This window comes from Janthinobacterium sp. KBS0711, from assembly GCF_000988085.1.
In the GTDB taxonomy this organism is placed as follows: domain Bacteria; phylum Pseudomonadota; class Gammaproteobacteria; order Burkholderiales; family Burkholderiaceae_D; genus Janthinobacterium; species Janthinobacterium lividum_E.
Genome location: NZ_LBCO01000018.1, coordinates 34,704 through 49,680, shown reverse-complemented (window position 1 = coordinate 49,680; position 14,977 = coordinate 34,704). Strand labels below are relative to the sequence as shown.

General features: G+C 63.3%; 13 protein-coding genes. All 13 read left to right on the top strand.

Annotated features, from left to right (window positions below; genetic code table 11):
- Positions 1-321 precede the first annotated feature (321 nt).
- From mraZ to VM94_RS09900, 13 genes are read left to right on the top strand one after another with little or no spacing between them, the layout of a single operon-like run.
- Positions 322-750, top strand: coding sequence for a division/cell wall cluster transcriptional repressor MraZ (mraZ, locus tag VM94_RS09960; protein ID WP_034748899.1), 429 nt, complete (start codon positions 322-324; stop codon positions 748-750).
- Between the two features lie 9 nt (positions 751-759).
- Positions 760-1,731, top strand: coding sequence for a 16S rRNA (cytosine(1402)-N(4))-methyltransferase RsmH (rsmH, locus tag VM94_RS09955; RefSeq protein WP_046683356.1), 972 nt, complete (start codon positions 760-762; stop codon positions 1,729-1,731).
- The gene (gene ftsL, locus VM94_RS09950; protein ID WP_034748894.1) at positions 1,728-1,997 is read left to right on the top strand and encodes a cell division protein FtsL; all 270 of its coding nucleotides are present in this window, start codon (positions 1,728-1,730) and stop codon (positions 1,995-1,997) included. Before rsmH ends, ftsL begins: the two co-directional genes overlap by 4 nt.
- Entirely contained in the window at positions 1,997-3,775 is a 1,779-nt protein-coding gene (locus tag VM94_RS09945) for a peptidoglycan D,D-transpeptidase FtsI family protein (RefSeq protein ID WP_034748891.1), read from the top strand. The genes ftsL and VM94_RS09945 overlap by 1 nt, the downstream gene beginning before the upstream one ends.
- An 8-nt stretch (positions 3,776-3,783) precedes the next feature.
- Positions 3,784-5,292, top strand: a complete 1,509-nt coding sequence (locus tag VM94_RS09940) for a UDP-N-acetylmuramoyl-L-alanyl-D-glutamate--2,6-diaminopimelate ligase (protein ID WP_046683355.1) — start codon at positions 3,784-3,786, stop codon at positions 5,290-5,292.
- 11 nt (positions 5,293-5,303) lie between these two features.
- Positions 5,304-6,734 carry a UDP-N-acetylmuramoyl-tripeptide--D-alanyl-D-alanine ligase gene (locus VM94_RS09935; RefSeq protein ID WP_046683354.1) on the top strand — a complete coding sequence of 477 codons (1,431 nt, stop codon included), beginning with the start codon at positions 5,304-5,306 and terminating at the stop codon, positions 6,732-6,734.
- Between the two features lie 2 nt (positions 6,735-6,736).
- Complete coding sequence (gene mraY / locus VM94_RS09930; protein ID WP_034748886.1) at positions 6,737-7,912, top strand: phospho-N-acetylmuramoyl-pentapeptide-transferase; 1,176 nt, start codon at positions 6,737-6,739, stop codon at positions 7,910-7,912.
- The gene (murD, locus tag VM94_RS09925; protein ID WP_046683353.1) at positions 7,912-9,468 is read left to right on the top strand and encodes a UDP-N-acetylmuramoyl-L-alanine--D-glutamate ligase; all 1,557 of its coding nucleotides are present in this window, start codon (positions 7,912-7,914) and stop codon (positions 9,466-9,468) included. The genes mraY and murD overlap by 1 nt, the downstream gene beginning before the upstream one ends.
- Positions 9,468-10,679 carry a putative lipid II flippase FtsW gene (ftsW, locus tag VM94_RS09920; protein ID WP_046683352.1) on the top strand — a complete coding sequence of 404 codons (1,212 nt, stop codon included), beginning with the start codon at positions 9,468-9,470 and terminating at the stop codon, positions 10,677-10,679. The genes murD and ftsW overlap by 1 nt, the downstream gene beginning before the upstream one ends.
- Positions 10,676-11,770 (top strand): undecaprenyldiphospho-muramoylpentapeptide beta-N-acetylglucosaminyltransferase, encoded by a 1,095-nt coding sequence (murG, locus tag VM94_RS09915; RefSeq protein WP_082127656.1) that lies wholly within the window; start codon positions 10,676-10,678, stop codon positions 11,768-11,770. Before ftsW ends, murG begins: the two co-directional genes overlap by 4 nt.
- A 10-nt stretch (positions 11,771-11,780) precedes the next feature.
- Positions 11,781-13,184: a UDP-N-acetylmuramate--L-alanine ligase gene (gene murC, locus VM94_RS09910; protein WP_034748872.1), complete on the top strand. Its 1,404-nt coding sequence runs from the start codon at positions 11,781-11,783 to the stop codon at positions 13,182-13,184.
- Position 13,185: 1 nt separating this feature from the next.
- Positions 13,186-14,154: a D-alanine--D-alanine ligase gene (locus VM94_RS09905; protein WP_046683351.1), complete on the top strand. Its 969-nt coding sequence runs from the start codon at positions 13,186-13,188 to the stop codon at positions 14,152-14,154.
- 1 nt (position 14,155) lies between these two features.
- A complete protein-coding gene (locus VM94_RS09900) occupies positions 14,156-14,968 on the top strand; it encodes a cell division protein FtsQ/DivIB (RefSeq protein WP_034784973.1) in 813 nt (270 codons plus the stop codon).
- Positions 14,969-14,977 lie beyond the last annotated feature (9 nt).

Below are 14,977 nucleotides of genomic sequence, written 5' to 3'. Positions count from 1 at the left end.
TAAAAAATTCAATTATTTGATTTCGTTTTTTTCGATGTTTACGGTAGGAAAACACATGTGTGCAGATGAGGTAGCACATTCACTATCTTTCATAAGTATCTAATTTATCGATATATTTTTATTTGAGACTCCTTCAACGATATGCGCTAAGTCCTTAATTTCATTAATAAAATTCCTGTTTTGCCAATCGGAAACCGCTTGACCACTATCTTTGCTTCCTCTAAAGTGGGCAACTGTGTGAAAAAGTGTGTTTTTGTGGGAAATTTTCCCTTTTTATCGTGATGCGCAAGCGTCGCAAGCCAAGCTCAAAAAAGGTCTTCCGTGTTTCAAGGCGCGTCCGCAATCAATCTCGATGCCAAAGGCAGGATGTCTATCCCTGCCAAGCACCGTGACGCGCTGGCGATTCAATGCGAAGGCCGTTTGACCCTGACCAAACACCCCGATGGCTGCCTGCTGTTTTTCCCCCGTCCCGTGTGGGAAAGCCACCGCCAGCAAATCGCCGCCTGGCCCATGTCGGCGCGCGCCTGGCAGCGCATCTTCCTCGGCAACGCCGTCGACGTCGAGCTGGACTCGGCCGGCCGCGTGCTGATCTCGCCCGAATTGCGCAACGCCGTCGGGCTGGCGCGCGAAGTGATGATGATCGGCATGGGCAGCCACTTTGAAATATGGGATGCCGCCAAATTGGCCGACAAAGAACAGCAGGCGATCGATGCCGGCACCCCCGATGTACTTTCCAATTTTTCTTTCTAAGGCTCCGTAATGACACAACTCACGGTGCCGGAATTTCAGCATCGCACGGTGCTGCTCGATGAAGCGGTCGATGCCCTCGACCTGACGGGCGACCGCGCGCACGGCGTTTACGTCGATGGCACGTTTGGCCGCGGCGGCCATAGCCGCTTGATTTTGTCGCGCCTGGCCGATGACGCGCGCCTGATCGGTTTCGACAAGGATTTGCAAGCGATTGCCACGGCCGAGCAGATCGCCGACCCCCGTTTCCAGATCGTCCATGACAGCTTTGCCACCATGACGGCCAGCCTGGCCGAACGCGGCGTGCAGCAGGTGGACGGCATTTTGCTCGACCTGGGCATCTCGTCGCCGCAGGTCGACGACGCGGCGCGCGGTTTCAGCTTCCGCAACGACGGACCGCTGGACATGCGCATGGATACCACGCGCGGCATCTCCGCGGCCGAATGGCTGGCGGTGGAAACCGAGCAGAATTTAGAGAAAGTGATACGCGATTATGGGGAAGAACGGTTTGCTTTTCAGATTGCAAAGGCGATTGTTGCTGGCCGGGCAGTCCAGCCAATTTCAAGCACACGACAGCTTGCCGGCATCGTGGCAGGCGCCGTCAAGACCCGCGAGAAGGGTAAGGACCCCGCTACCCGCACCTTTCAGGCAATCCGCATTTTCATTAACAAAGAGCTCGAGGATCTCGAGATCGGTCTGAACCAGGCGTATGCCTGCCTGGCGCCTGGCGCGCGCATGGCCGTGATCAGTTTTCATTCGCTGGAAGACCGCATGGTCAAGCGCTTCTTCGCCTCGAAGGCGAACGTGGAGCAGCCTGACCGCCGTCTGCCGATCCGCGCGGTTGATTTGCCGCAGCCGGAAATGAAGCTGATTTCGAAAATGAAGCCGTCCGACGCCGAGATCGAAGGCAATCCCCGTTCGCGTTCGGCCGTGATGCGCGTGGCGCAGCGTTTGCCCATTCCAGTTAGTGGCGGCGCCCGATGACTGGCAAGCTGTGTGTCGTGCTGTCGGCCCTGCTGGTGTGCTGCGGCCTGTCGCTGGTGAACGCGCAGTACCAGTCGCGCCACTTGCTGATCGACCTGGAACGCGCGCAAGCGCTGTCGCGCCAGCTCGACATCGACTGGGCGCAACTGCAGCTGGACCAGTCCACTTTGGGCAAGCATGAACGCATCGAATCGATCGCACGGCGCGACCTGAGCATGACGCCGCTGACGGCGGCGCGTACGCAATACCTGACGGAGGGTGAATAATGAAGTTGGGCGGTAATAGCAACGGCCGGGTGGCGGCATCGAAAGGCGTGCCATTCTCGAAGAACCCCGTACTGGCGGTGCGTCTGCCCGTCTGGCGTTCGCGCGTCGTGCTGTTCCTGCTGTTCTTCGCTTTCGCCGGCCTGGGCGCGCGCGCCCTGTGGCTGCAGGGCGTGTCGACGCAGTTCCTGCAAAAGCAGGGCAAGGCGCGCTATGAGCGCACGCTGGAATTGCCGGCCACGCGGGGCAAGATCACCGACCGCAATGGCCAGGTGCTCGCCTCGTCCGTGCCCGTGAAAGCCATTTGGGCCATTCCCGACGACGTGCTGCAGGCGTCGCCCGAAAAAATCAATGCGCTGGCCGGTCTGCTGGAAATGAACGTCAACGAATTGCGCAAGAAGCTCGATTCGGACCGCAGCTTTGTTTACCTGAAGCGCCAGGTCGAGATGGACGTGGCTGACAAGATCTCCAAGCTGGGCATCGACGGCATCGACGAACGCAAGGAATACAAGCGCTTTTATCCACAGGGCGAAGTGATGACACACGTGGTGGGCTTTACCAACGTGGAAGACGTGGGCCAGGAAAGCATGGAACTGGCGCAGCAGAAAACCCTCGTCGGCACCACCGGCAGCCGCCGCGTGATCAAGGACCGCCTGGGCCACATCGTCGAAGACATCGGCTTCATCCACGAACCGCATGACGGCAAGGACCTGACCCTGTCCGTCGACAGCAAGATCCAGTACATCGCCTTCACGCAGCTGAAGGAAGCGGTTGAGAAATTCAACGCCAAGGCCGGCGGCGCCGTGGTGCTCGACGTGCACACGGGCGAAGTGCTGGCCCTTGCCAATTATCCCAGCTACGATCCGAACGACCGCCGCAAGCTCACGGGCCAGCAGTTGCGCAATCGCGTCATGACCGATACCTTCGAACCTGGTTCGACCCTGAAGCCGATCACGGTCTCGCTGGCGCTCGATACGGGCCGGGTCAAGCCTGGCACCCTGATCGACACTGGCCCGGGCCGCTACACCATCGCCGACCGCACGATCACGGACACCAAGCCGCACGGCGTGATCAACGTTTCCGAAATCATCGAGATGTCGTCGAACATCGGCACCTCGAAAATCGCGCTGGGCATGCCGTCACAGGAAATGTGGGAAATGTTTACCAAGGTGGGCTTCGGCCAGCAGCCGAAATGGGGCTTCCCCGGCGCCGTGGCCGGCCGCGTGCGTCCGTATAAATCGTGGCGCCCGGTGGAGCAGGCGACCATGAGCTACGGTAACGGCATTTCCGTGTCGCTGATCCAGCTGGCGCGCTCCTACATGATGTTCGCGCGCGATGGCGACACGATTCCTCTGTCGTTCCAGAAGGTCAATGAACTGCCTGTGGGCCAGCAAGTGATCAAGCCGAAGACGGCCGCCGAAATGCGCGCCATGCTCGAACTCGTGGTCTCCGGCGCGCACGGTTCGGCCAAGCGCGCCCAGGTCGCCGGCTACCGCGTGGGCGGCAAGACGGGTACCGCCTATAAAGTGGAAAACGGCCGCTATGCGATGCCGCGCAAATACATCGGCTCTTTCGTGGGCATGGTGCCGATGTCGGCGCCGCGCTTCATCATTGCCGTGATGATCGATGAACCGACCGGCCCCGCCCACTATGGCGGCCAGGTTGCCGCTCCCGCTTTCGCGGCGATTGCGACCAACGCGCTGCGCGCGATGAACGTACCGCCCGATTCCTCCGTTACCGAAATCGTGGTCCCGGCCAATGCCGGCCCGGAGGCCATGTGAAGTCACTCATGACCATACAAGACATCAGTTTGTGGATCAAAACGGCTGCCCCGTCCGGGCAGCTGACGTCCGATTCGCGCCGCGTGCAGCGCGGCGACGTGTTTTTCGCCTATGCGGGCGCCACCGATTTCATCGCCGCCGCCATCGAGCAGGGCGCCGCCGCCATCGTGCATGACGCCGTGGAATGGAACGCCGCATGGAGCGTGCCGCACCTGCTGGTCAGCGACCTGAAACGCCTGGTCGGCCCCGTGGCGCATGCTTTTTACGGCATGCCCGACAGCGCCATGTTCAGCGCCGGCGTGACGGGCACGAATGGCAAGACCTCGTGCGCGCTGTGGCTGGCGCAAGCCTTGGCGCGCCTCGGTGTCACATCGTCCGTCATCGGGACGTTGGGTGTGGGCCTGTGCAAGCCGCGCGGCGCCATTGAATTCGACGTCACGGGCTACACCACGCCGGACGCCGTGCTGCTGGCCCGCAAACTGGCCGCCATGCGCGACGCTGGCGCCAAGGCCGTAGCCATCGAAGTGTCGTCGATCGGCCTGGACCAGGACCGCGCGGCCGGCATGCATTTCGACGTGGCCATGTTTACCAATTTGACGCGCGACCACCTCGACTACCATGGCGACATGGCGGCCTACGAGGCGGCCAAAGTGAAACTGTTCGACTGGCCCGGCCTGAAAACTGCCGTCATCAACCTGGACGACGCCATGGGGTTGCGCCTGGCGCGCCACGTGGACGGCAAGCTGTCCGGCGAATATCCCGTCATCGGCTACACCTTGCAGGATGCGGCAGCCTTGCCCGACTTGCCGGGCGTGCTGATGCTGCGCGCCAGCCAGTTCCGCAGCCGCAATGCCGGCACCGACTTCCACCTGGAATGCCCGCTGGGCGTGGCGCTGGTCAAGACGCAGCTGGTGGGCCACTTCAATATCAGCAACGCGCTGGCCGTGCTGGGCGCCTTGCTGGCGCACGGCACCGGCCTGCGCGCGGCCATCGACGGCATCGAGTCCTTGCAGCCGGCCCCGGGCCGCATGCAGCAGGTAGGCGGCCAGGAAGCGCCGATGGTCGTCATCGATTACGCGCACACACCCGATGCACTGGAAAAAACCCTGGCTGCCTTGCGCCAGGTGGCGCAGGAGCGGGGCGGCCAGCTGTGGTGCGTGTTCGGCTGCGGCGGCGACCGCGATCCGGGCAAGCGTCCGCAGATGGGCGCCATCGCGCAACTGGCCGACCACGTGCTCGTCACCAGCGACAATCCGCGCAGTGAAGATCCGCACGCGATCATCGCGCAGATCGTCGCCGGCATGCGCGCCGACGGCCCGCAGCCGCAAGCCATCGAAGACCGCGCCGCCGCCATCCTGTCGGCCATCAAGCACGCGGCCAAGCCGGACGTAATCCTGTTGGCGGGCAAGGGCCATGAGCCGTACCAGGAAATCAAGGGCAAGAAACTGCCGTTCTCCGACGCCGACCATGCGCAGCTGGCCCTGTCCGCGCGTCTGACGATGATGAGGACGAACTGATGGATCGCCTCATGCACGCAAGCCTGGCGGAACTGATGCCGTCGCTGCAAGGCGCGCAGCTGACGGGCGACGCCGTTTTTGACGGCGTATCGACCGACAGCCGCAGCGCTCCGGCCGGTTCGCTGTTCGTCGCCCTGCGCGGCGAGAGTTTTGACGCCCACGATTTCCTCGATCAGGTGGCTGCGCGCGGCGTTGCCGCCGTGGTGGTGGAGCGCTTGCCCGCAGGCTGGGACAGCGGCAAGGTGCCGGCCATCGTGGTAGCCGATACCCTGGTCGCGCTGGGCCGCATCGCCAACCACTGGCGCCGTCGTTTCAATGTACCCGTCATCGGCGTCACCGGCAGCAATGGCAAGACCACCGTCAAGGAGATGATTTCCTCCATTCTGGCGGCGGCCTTCGGCGAAGAAGCACGCCTGGCCACGCGCGGCAACTTGAATAACGAGATCGGCGTGCCATTGACCCTGTTCCGCCTGAATGAAGAACACAAGGCGGCCGTCATCGAGATGGGCATGAACCATCCGGGAGAAATTGCCCGCCTGGCCGCGATTGCCGCGCCGACCCTGGCGATGGTCAACAACGCGCAGCGTGAGCACCAGGAATTCATGCATACGGTGCTGGCCGTGGCGCGCGAGAACGGTGCCGCACTGGCGGCCTTGGGCGCAGACGGCGTGGCCGTCTTCCCGCATGGCGACGAATTCACGCCCGTGTGGCGCGAACTAGCTGGCGCGCGCTCTGTCATCACTTTCGGCCTGTCGAAAGACGCGGACGTCAGTTGCACGCACCGCGCGGCAGAGGATTTTGGCAGCGACCTGTTCGTCAGCGTGCGCGCGCAGGACGGCAGTCTGCGCCAGTTTTTTGTCGGCCTGCAGGCGGCGGGCGAACACAATGTGCGCAATGCGCTGGCCGCGGCGGCATGCGCGATTGGCGCCGGCATCGCGCCGGAACATATCAAGCAGGGCCTGGAGGCATTTTCTCCCGTGAATGGCCGCCTGCAGAAAAAACGTGCCGCCAACGGCGCCACCATTATCGACGACACGTATAACGCCAATCCGGATTCGGCGCGCGCAGCCATCGATGTGCTGGCGCAGGCCGCGGCACCGCGTATCCTGGTGCTGGGGGAGATGGGCGAAGTCGGCACGCAGGGGCAGCAGTTCCACGAAGAGATCGGCGCCTACGCCGCCGCCAAAGGCATCGAACACGTGCTGGCGACGGGCGGTCTGGCGCGCCATCTGGTCAATCCGGCGCAGGAAGCCGCGAGCCAGGAATCAGGCACGGTCGTGGAGTATTTCGAACAGTTCGACGGTTTGCTGGCGGCGCTCGATGCGCATTTGTCCGGCCGTTCGGATGCAACAGTATTAATCAAGGGCTCCCGCTTCATGAAGATGGAACGGGCCGTGCAGCATTTGATTGGTTCAAACAACAATAACAAGGAAGCTCACTAATCATGCTGCTCTGGCTCGCTCATTATTTCCAGGACGACATTGGCCCATTGCGGGTCTTTAACTTCATCACTTTCCGCGCCGTCTTCGCCACCTTGACGGCGATCCTGATCGGCCTGTGCGCCGGTCCCGCCGTGATCCGCATGCTCACGCGCATGAAGGTCGGCCAGGCCGTGCGTACGGACGGCCCGCAAACGCATCTGAAAAAACACGGCACCCCCACCATGGGCGGTGTGCTGATCCTCATCGCCATCGGCATTTCCACCTTGCTGTGGGCCGACCTGTCGAACCGCTTCATCTGGCCGGTCTTGATCGTCACCCTGGGCTTTGGCGCCGTCGGCTGGGCCGACGACTACCGCAAGGTGGTGCACCAGGACCCGGAAGGCATGCGCTCACGGGAAAAATACTTCTGGCAGTCGCTGATCGGCATCGTCGCCGCGTTTTACCTGGCGTTTTCCGTCTCCGTGTCGGAGCCTGACGCTGGCCACGTGTGGAATCTGATCTACGCCTGGGTGCAGTCGGGCTTCGCCATGGACCTGCCGCCGAAGGCCGACCTGATCGTCCCGTTCTTCAAGACCATCAGCTATCCGCTGGGCGTGTGGGGTTTTATTGCGCTGACCTATTGCGTCATCGTCGGCACCAGCAACGCCGTCAATTTTACCGATGGCCTCGATGGCCTGGCCATCATGCCGACCGTGATGGTGGGCACGGCCCTGGGGCTGTTCGCCTACCTGACGGGCAACGCCACCTATGCGCGCTACCTGTTCATCCCGCACATCCCGGGCGCCGGCGAACTGGTGATCTTCTGTGGCGCGCTGGCCGGTTCCGGCCTGGCCTTCCTCTGGTATAACACGCACCCCGCGAAAGTGTTCATGGGCGACGTGGGCGCGCTGGCACTGGGCGGTGCGCTGGGCACCATTGCCGTTATCGTGCGCCAGGAAATCGTCCTGTTCATCATGGGCGGCATCTTCGTCGTCGAAACGCTGTCCGTGATCATCCAGGTCGTCTGGTTCAAGTACACCAAGAAGCGCTATGGCGCCGGCCGCCGCGTCTTCCTGATGGCGCCATTGCATCACCATTTTGAACAAAAAGGCTGGAAGGAGACGCAGGTTGTCGTGCGTTTCTGGATCATCACCATGATGCTGGTGCTGCTCGGCCTGACCACCTTGAAGCTGCGCTGATGATGTACGACGCTAAAACCGCACTGGTACTGGGCCTCGGCGAATCGGGGCTGGCCATGGCTCTGTGGCTGGCCCGCAGCGGTGCGCTGGTCCGCGTGGCCGACACGCGCGAGGCGCCCGAGCGCCTGGCCGCGCTGCAGGCCGCCGCGCCGCAGGCGCAGTTCATCGCCGGCGCCTTCACGGCCGACCTGCTCGATGGCGTCGATTTCGTCGCCGTCAGCCCTGGCCTGGCGCCGGGCCGCGAACTGGCGCACATCGCCCCGGCCGCGCAGGAAAAAAATATCCCCGTGTGGGGCGAGATCGAACTGTTCGCGCAGGCGCTGGCCGCCTTGAAGACGGAACGCGGCTATGCGCCGAAAGTCATCGCCATCACGGGCACGAATGGCAAAACGACCGTCACCAGCCTGGTGGGCCTGCTGTGCGAGCGCGCGGGCCTGCTCACGCGCGTGGCCGGCAATATCAGCCCGGCCGCGCTCGACGTGCTGCGCGAAGTGCTTGACGCCGAGCCTGCGCCGCTGCCCGTGGATGCAGAGGCTGAAGCGGCCGAACCCGTCGCCAGCTCCTTGCCGCAGGCGTGGATCCTGGAATTGTCCAGCTTCCAGCTGCACACGACGTTCAGCCTGCAGGCCGATGCGGCCACGGTCTTGAACCTGTCGCAGGACCACCTGGACTGGCATGGCGACATGGTCGCCTACGCAGCCGACAAGGCGCGCATCTTCGGCGAGCAGACTGTGCGCATATTGAACCGCGACGATGCGCTTGTGATGCACATGGCCGATCCGCTGGCCGAGACGATCACCTTCGGCACGGGCGAACCGCTTGACGTGGACAGCTTTGGCCTGGTCAATGAACGTGGCATCTTCTGGCTGGCGCAAGCCGTGCCCAGCGAAGAAGTGATCGAGAAAAAACGCAAGAAGAACGATCCGGCGCCGGAACCGGTGCCGACGATGGCGAAAAAACTGATGCCGGCCGATGCGTTGAAAATCCGCGGCCAGCACAATGCCTCGAATGCGCTGGCGGCGCTGGCCCTGTGCCGCGCCATCGGTCTGCCGTTCGCGCCGCTGCTGCACGGCTTGCGCGAATACCAGGGCGAGCCGCACCGCGTGGAACTGATCACGGCCGTCAATGAAGTCGAGTATTACGACGACAGCAAGGGTACCAACGTGGGCGCGACCGTCGCTGCCCTGTTCGGCCTGGGCAAGGCGTTTGGCGGCGCGGAACAGCGTCTGGTGCTGATCGCCGGCGGCGACGGCAAGGGACAGGATTTCTCGCCGCTGGCCGAACCCGTGTCGCGCTATGTGCGCGCCGTGGTGCTGATCGGGCGCGATGCGCCTGCGCTGCGCGCGGCCCTCGAGCCGGCCGGCGTGGACATCGTCGACTGCGCCACCTTGCCCGAAGCCGTCAAGCGCGCCAGCAGCCTGGCGCTGGCCGGCGATGCCGTGCTGCTGTCGCCCGCGTGCGCCAGCCTGGACATGTTCAAGAACTATGCGCACCGCGCACAGGTGTTTGTCGACGCCGTGCGCGACATCGCCCTGGAAAACGGACAGGATATCTGATGGCCTTCCAACTGCCCTTCAGCTTTGGTTCCGGCTCGGCTGCCAAGCCGCTGGATAGCCGCGCGCGGCAGTCGAAGATGATGGACTACGACAAGCCGCTGGTGTGGGTTGTCCTGCTGCTCATGTTGCTGGGCATGGTGATGGTGTATTCGGCGTCGATTTCGCTGTCGGACGCGCGCAAGTTTGCCGCCTACACGAACAATTATTTCGTCGTGCGCCAGGCGCTGTTCATCGGCGTGTCGATCATCGTCGGCGCGCTGGTGTTCCGCATCCCCGTCGCCACCTGGCAAAAAATCGCGCCGTGGCTGTTCATCGGCACCCTGGTGCTGCTGGTGATGGTCTTGATACCGGGCCTGGGCGTGTCGGTCAATGGCGGTCGCCGCTGGCTGAACTTGCCGGGCCTGCGGCCGCAGCCGTCCGAGCTGATGAAAGTGGTGATGGTGCTGTACGCGGCCGACTACACGGTGCGCAAGCAGGAATACATGCACAAGCTGACCAAGGGCTTCATGCCGATGGCGCTGGCTGTGAGCTTCGTCGGCTTGCTGCTGCTGATGGAGCCCGACCTGGGGGCCTTCGGCGTGATCGTCTGCATCGCCATGGGCATCCTGTTTTTGGGCGGCGTCAACGCCATCTGGTTCGGCGGCATCGGCGCCATGCTGACGGCGATCTTCGTCACCATCATCGCCTTGTCGAAATTCCGCCGCGAGCGGTTTTTCGCGTATCTCGATCCGTGGCAGGAAGACAATGCGTTGAACAAGGCGTACCAGCTGACGCATTCCTTGATCGCCTTCGGGCGCGGCGAACTGTTTGGCGTGGGCCTGGGCGGCAGCGTGGAAAAACTGCATTACCTGCCCGAAGCGCATACGGACTTTTTGCTGGCCGTGATCGGCGAGGAGCTGGGCCTGGTCGGCGTGCTGATCGTGATCGGCATGTTTTACTGGATTATCAAGCGGGCGTTCGACATCGGCCGCCAGGCGATTGCCATCGACCAGACCTTTGCGGGCCTGACGGCGAAGGGTATCGCCATCTGGATAGGCGTGCAGACCTTCATCAACATGGGCGTGAACCTGGGCCTGCTGCCGACCAAGGGCCTGACCTTGCCTTTGATGAGCTATGGCGGCACGGGTGTACTGATTAACTGTATCGGCCTGGCGATTTTGCTGCGCATCGATTATGAAAACCGGATTCTCATGCGTGGAGGCCGGCTATGAACAACGTGACGAATTTGAAAACGACGAAAAGACTGATGATCATGGCGGCCGGCACCGGCGGCCATATTTTCCCGGGCTTGGCGATTGCGCAGACGATGCGCGCGCGCGGCTGGGAAGTGAGCTGGCTGGGCACGACCCATGGCATGGAACAGGAACTGGTGCCGAAAAGCGGCATTCCCATGGACGCGATTGAATTTTCCGGCATGCGCGGCAAGGGCCTGGCGCACACGGTCAAGGGCGGCTTCAAGATGCTGGCCAGCTTCTTTGCCATCCGCCGTTTCATCGCGCGCCGCAAGCCGGACGTGGTGATGGGCATGGGCGGCTACGTCACCGTGCCGGGCGGCCTGATGGCGCGTCTGAAGGGCGTGCCGCTGGTGCTGGTCAATGCCGACGCGGCGCTGCTGTTGTCGAACAAGACCCTGGTGCCGCTGGCGCAGCAAGTATGCTTCGGCTTTCCCGCCGATTTCGGCAGCGCCGCCGGCAAGGCCGTCGTCACGGGCAATCCCGTGCGCGCCGAAATCCTCGCCATGGCGCCGCCGGCGCTTCGCTTCGCGGGCCGCAGCGGACCGCTGCGCATCCTGGTGGTGGGCGGCAGCCTGGGCGCGAAAGCGCTGAACGACAATCTGCCCGCCGCGCTGGCGCTGATGCCGGAGGGCGAGCGCCCGCTGGTGACGCACCAGTCGGGCAAGAAGAATATCGATGCCCTGCATGCCGCGTATGCGCAGGCGGGTGTGCAAGCCAATGTGGTCGACTTCATCGACGACATGGCCAAGGCGTATACCGAAGCCGACCTGGTGATTTGCCGCGCAGGCGCCATCACGCTGTCGGAATTGACGGCGGCCGGCGTAGCCAGCGTGCTCGTGCCGCTGGTGGCGTCGACCACCAGCCACCAGCGCGACAACGCGCAATGGATGGCAAAACAAGGTGCGGCGATTCATCTGCCGCAAACGGAAATGAGTGCGGCGTCGCTGAGCACATTGCTGGCGTCCCTGACGCGGGATACCTGCCAGCACATGGCGCAAGCGGCGCTGGCAGCAGGCAAGCGCGACGCCAATGAGGCGATCGCACACGTATTGGAAAAACTGGCATGAGGTTAGCTCTGTGAAGCATAAAGTAAACAATATCCACTTTGTCGGCATTGGCGGCAGCGGCATGAGCGGCATCGCCGAAGTGCTGGTCAACCTCGGCTACAAGGTGTCGGGCTCGGACCTGGGCAGCAATGCGGCGACGCAGCGCCTGGCGAGCCTGGGCGCGACCGTCATGCTCGGCCACGCGGCCGAGAACATCGGCGACGCCGATGCGGTGGTGACGTCGGGCGCCGTCCCGCAAGACAATCCGGAAGTGGCGGCCGCGCGTGCGCGCAAGATTCCGCTGGTGCCGCGCGCCGTGATGCTCGGCGAGTTGATGCGCCTGAAGCGCGGCATCGCGATTGCCGGCACCCACGGCAAGACGACGACCACCAGCCTGGTCGCTTCCGTGCTGGCGCAGGGAGGTCTCGACCCTACTTTTGTGATCGGCGGCCGTTTGACCAGCGCCGGCGCGAACGCCAAGCTGGGCTCGGGCGACTACCTGGTGGCCGAAGCCGATGAATCGGACGCCTCGTTCCTGAACCTGACGCCGATGATCGAAGTGATCACGAATATCGACGCCGATCACATGGACACCTACGAGCACGATTTCGAAAAGCTCAAGCAGGCCTTCGTGCAGTTCACGCACCGCTTGCCGTTCTATGGCCGCGCCATGCTGTGCATCGACGATCCGCACGTGCGCGCCATCATCCCGTCCGTTACCAAGCCCGTCACCACCTACGGTTTCGCGGAAGACGCGCAAGTGCGCGCCATCAACGCGCGTGCCGTGGGCCTGGAAATGCATTTCACCGTGTTGCAGGAAGGCTATCCGGATCTCGATGTGGTGCTGAACCAGCCCGGCATGCACAATGTGCAGAATGCCTGCTCGGCGATCGCCATCGCGCGCGAAATCGGCATCGCCGACAGCGCCACGCAGCAGGGCCTGGCCGAGTTCTCCGGCGTGGGCCGCCGCTTCACGCGCTATGGCGACGTGGCGCTGCCGAACGGCGGCAGCTTCGCCCTGGTCGACGATTTCGGCCACCACCCTGTGGAAACGGAAGTGACCCTGGCCGCCGCGCGCGCCGCCTATCCGGGCCGCCGCCTGGTGCTGGCGTTCCAGCCGCACCGCTACAGCCGCACGCGCGACCTGTTCGAGGATTTCGTGAAAGTGCTGGGTGCGCCCGACGTGCTGCTCTTGTCCGAAGTGTATGCGGCGGGCGAAGCGCCCATCGTCGCCGCCGACGGCCGAGCGTTGGCGCATGCGCTGCGCGCACGCGGCAAGATCGAACCGATTTTCGTCGAATCCATGAAGGACATGGCCGACACCATCATGAGCGTGGCGCGCGACGGCGACGTCGTGCTGACCATGGGCGCGGGTTCCATCAGCGGCATCCCGCAACAACTGACTACGTATCCATCCAACACTGTAAAGGCCTGATGTGAACCAAGCTTCAGCTATCGATGTAAAACAATTGGGCAAGGTCGGCGTCCTGTTCGGCGGCAGCTCGGCCGAGCGCGAAGTGTCGCTGATGTCCGGCACGGGTGTGCTGGCCGCGTTGACAAGCCGCGGCGTGGACGCGCATGCGTTCGACACGGGCGAACGCAGCCTGGCCGAACTGGCCGCTGAAAAATTCGACCGCGTCTTCATCGCGCTGCACGGCCGCTTCGGCGAAGACGGCAGCCTGCAGGGCGCGCTGGAACAGCTGGGTATTCCCTACACTGGCAGCGGCGTGATGGCCTGCGCGGTGGGCATGGACAAGATTTACACCAAGATGATCTGGCTGATGCATCACCTGCCGACGCCGAAGTACGCGGTGCTCGATGACAGCTCCGACCTGGCCAAGGTCGCTGCGGAACTGGGCTTGCCGCTGATCGTCAAGCCGCCGCATGAAGGCTCGAGCATCGGCATCACCACGGTCAACGAGGCGGGCGCCTTCCAGGCGGCCTACGACATCGCCGCCGGACTCGATGATTCGGTGCTGGCAGAAGAATTCGTCAAGGGCCGCGAATTCACCGTCGCGATCCTGGGCAAGGGCGCCACGGCGCGCGCGCTGCCGCCGATCGAGATCGTCGCGCCGCAAGGCAATTACGATTACCAGAACAAGTACTTCACGGACGACACGCAGTATTTCTGCCCGCCGCAGCTGGACCCGGCGATCGTGGCGGAGATGGAACGCATCGCCGTGGCAGCCTACCGCGCCCTCGGTTGCGAAGGCTGGGGACGGGTGGACGTGCTGATGCGCGCGGCCGACAGCAAGCTGTTCCTGCTGGAAGTCAATACCTCGCCTGGCATGACGGGGCACTCGCTCGTGCCGATGGCGGCGCGCGCGGTGGGCATCAGCTATGAAGACCTGTGCCTGGAAATCGTCGCTGGCGCGCGTCTGAAAATGCACAAGGGACAGCACTGATATGTGGCATGACGCTAAAAGCCTCAATACGACTGCCAACGGCTTGCTGGCCGCGGTTCTGGTCGTGTGCGTGGCCGCCGGCGTCTGGTGGGTGTCGCAGCGTCCCATGTTCGACCTGCGCACGATCAAGGTGGAAAGCGCGGATGACAAGGGCCTGCGCCACGTGAATTACCTGACCCTGCGCAGCGGCACTTTGGGCCGCATCAAGGGCAATTTTTTCACGACCAACCTGGAAAGCGTGCGCGGCGTGTTCGAATCGGTGCCCTGGGTGCGCCGCGCCAGCGTGCGGCGCGAGTGGCCGAACCAGCTGATCGTGGCGCTGGAAGAACACGAAGCGCTGGGCACCTGGGGCGAAGATGGGCGTCTGCTGTCGGTCAAGGGCGACGTGTTTACGGCGAACGTGGCCGAAGCCGAAGACGACCATGAATTGCCTGCGTTTGCCGGCCCCGATGGCAGCGAGAAGGAAGTGCTGGCGACCTATGTGCAGCTGGCAAAGTGGTTTGCGCCGCTGAAGATGGTGCCGGAAACCCTGTCGCTGTCGAGCCGCTATGCGTGGACGGTGAAACTCGATAACGGCATGAGCGTGGCGCTGGGCCGTGAGCAGAATCATACGACCCTGAAGGCGCGGGTCGACCGGCTGGTGGGCATCTACCCGCAGCTGGCGAGCCGGCTGGAAAATATCGACACGATCGATATGCGCTACCAGAATGGCCTGGCGCTCAGTTCCGCCGGCCTGGTGATACCGGCCGAAGGCAAGGATGGCAAGCCAGTGATGAAGAAGAAAAACAGCAGTCCGATTAAAAAACCGACTTAACCGAATACC

What these genes read in the sequence shown, in the direction of transcription:
- VM94_RS09945 (WP_034748891.1), top strand. Translation starts at nt 1,997, where the DNA reads ATGAAGTTGGGCGGTAATAGCAACGGCCGGGTGGCGGCATCGAAAGGC.
- VM94_RS09940 (WP_046683355.1), top strand. Translation starts at nt 3,784, where the DNA reads ATGACCATACAAGACATCAGTTTGTGGATCAAAACGGCTGCCCCGTCC.
- rsmH (WP_046683356.1), top strand. Translation starts at nt 760, where the DNA reads ATGACACAACTCACGGTGCCGGAATTTCAGCATCGCACGGTGCTGCTC.
- murD (WP_046683353.1), top strand. Translation starts at nt 7,912, where the DNA reads ATGATGTACGACGCTAAAACCGCACTGGTACTGGGCCTCGGCGAATCG.
- ftsW (WP_046683352.1), top strand. Translation starts at nt 9,468, where the DNA reads ATGGCCTTCCAACTGCCCTTCAGCTTTGGTTCCGGCTCGGCTGCCAAG.
- VM94_RS09900 (WP_034784973.1), top strand. Translation starts at nt 14,156, where the DNA reads ATGTGGCATGACGCTAAAAGCCTCAATACGACTGCCAACGGCTTGCTG.
- mraY (WP_034748886.1), top strand. Translation starts at nt 6,737, where the DNA reads ATGCTGCTCTGGCTCGCTCATTATTTCCAGGACGACATTGGCCCATTG.
- murG (WP_082127656.1), top strand. Translation starts at nt 10,676, where the DNA reads ATGAACAACGTGACGAATTTGAAAACGACGAAAAGACTGATGATCATG.
- VM94_RS09935 (WP_046683354.1), top strand. Translation starts at nt 5,304, where the DNA reads ATGCACGCAAGCCTGGCGGAACTGATGCCGTCGCTGCAAGGCGCGCAG.
- ftsL (WP_034748894.1), top strand. Translation starts at nt 1,728, where the DNA reads ATGACTGGCAAGCTGTGTGTCGTGCTGTCGGCCCTGCTGGTGTGCTGC.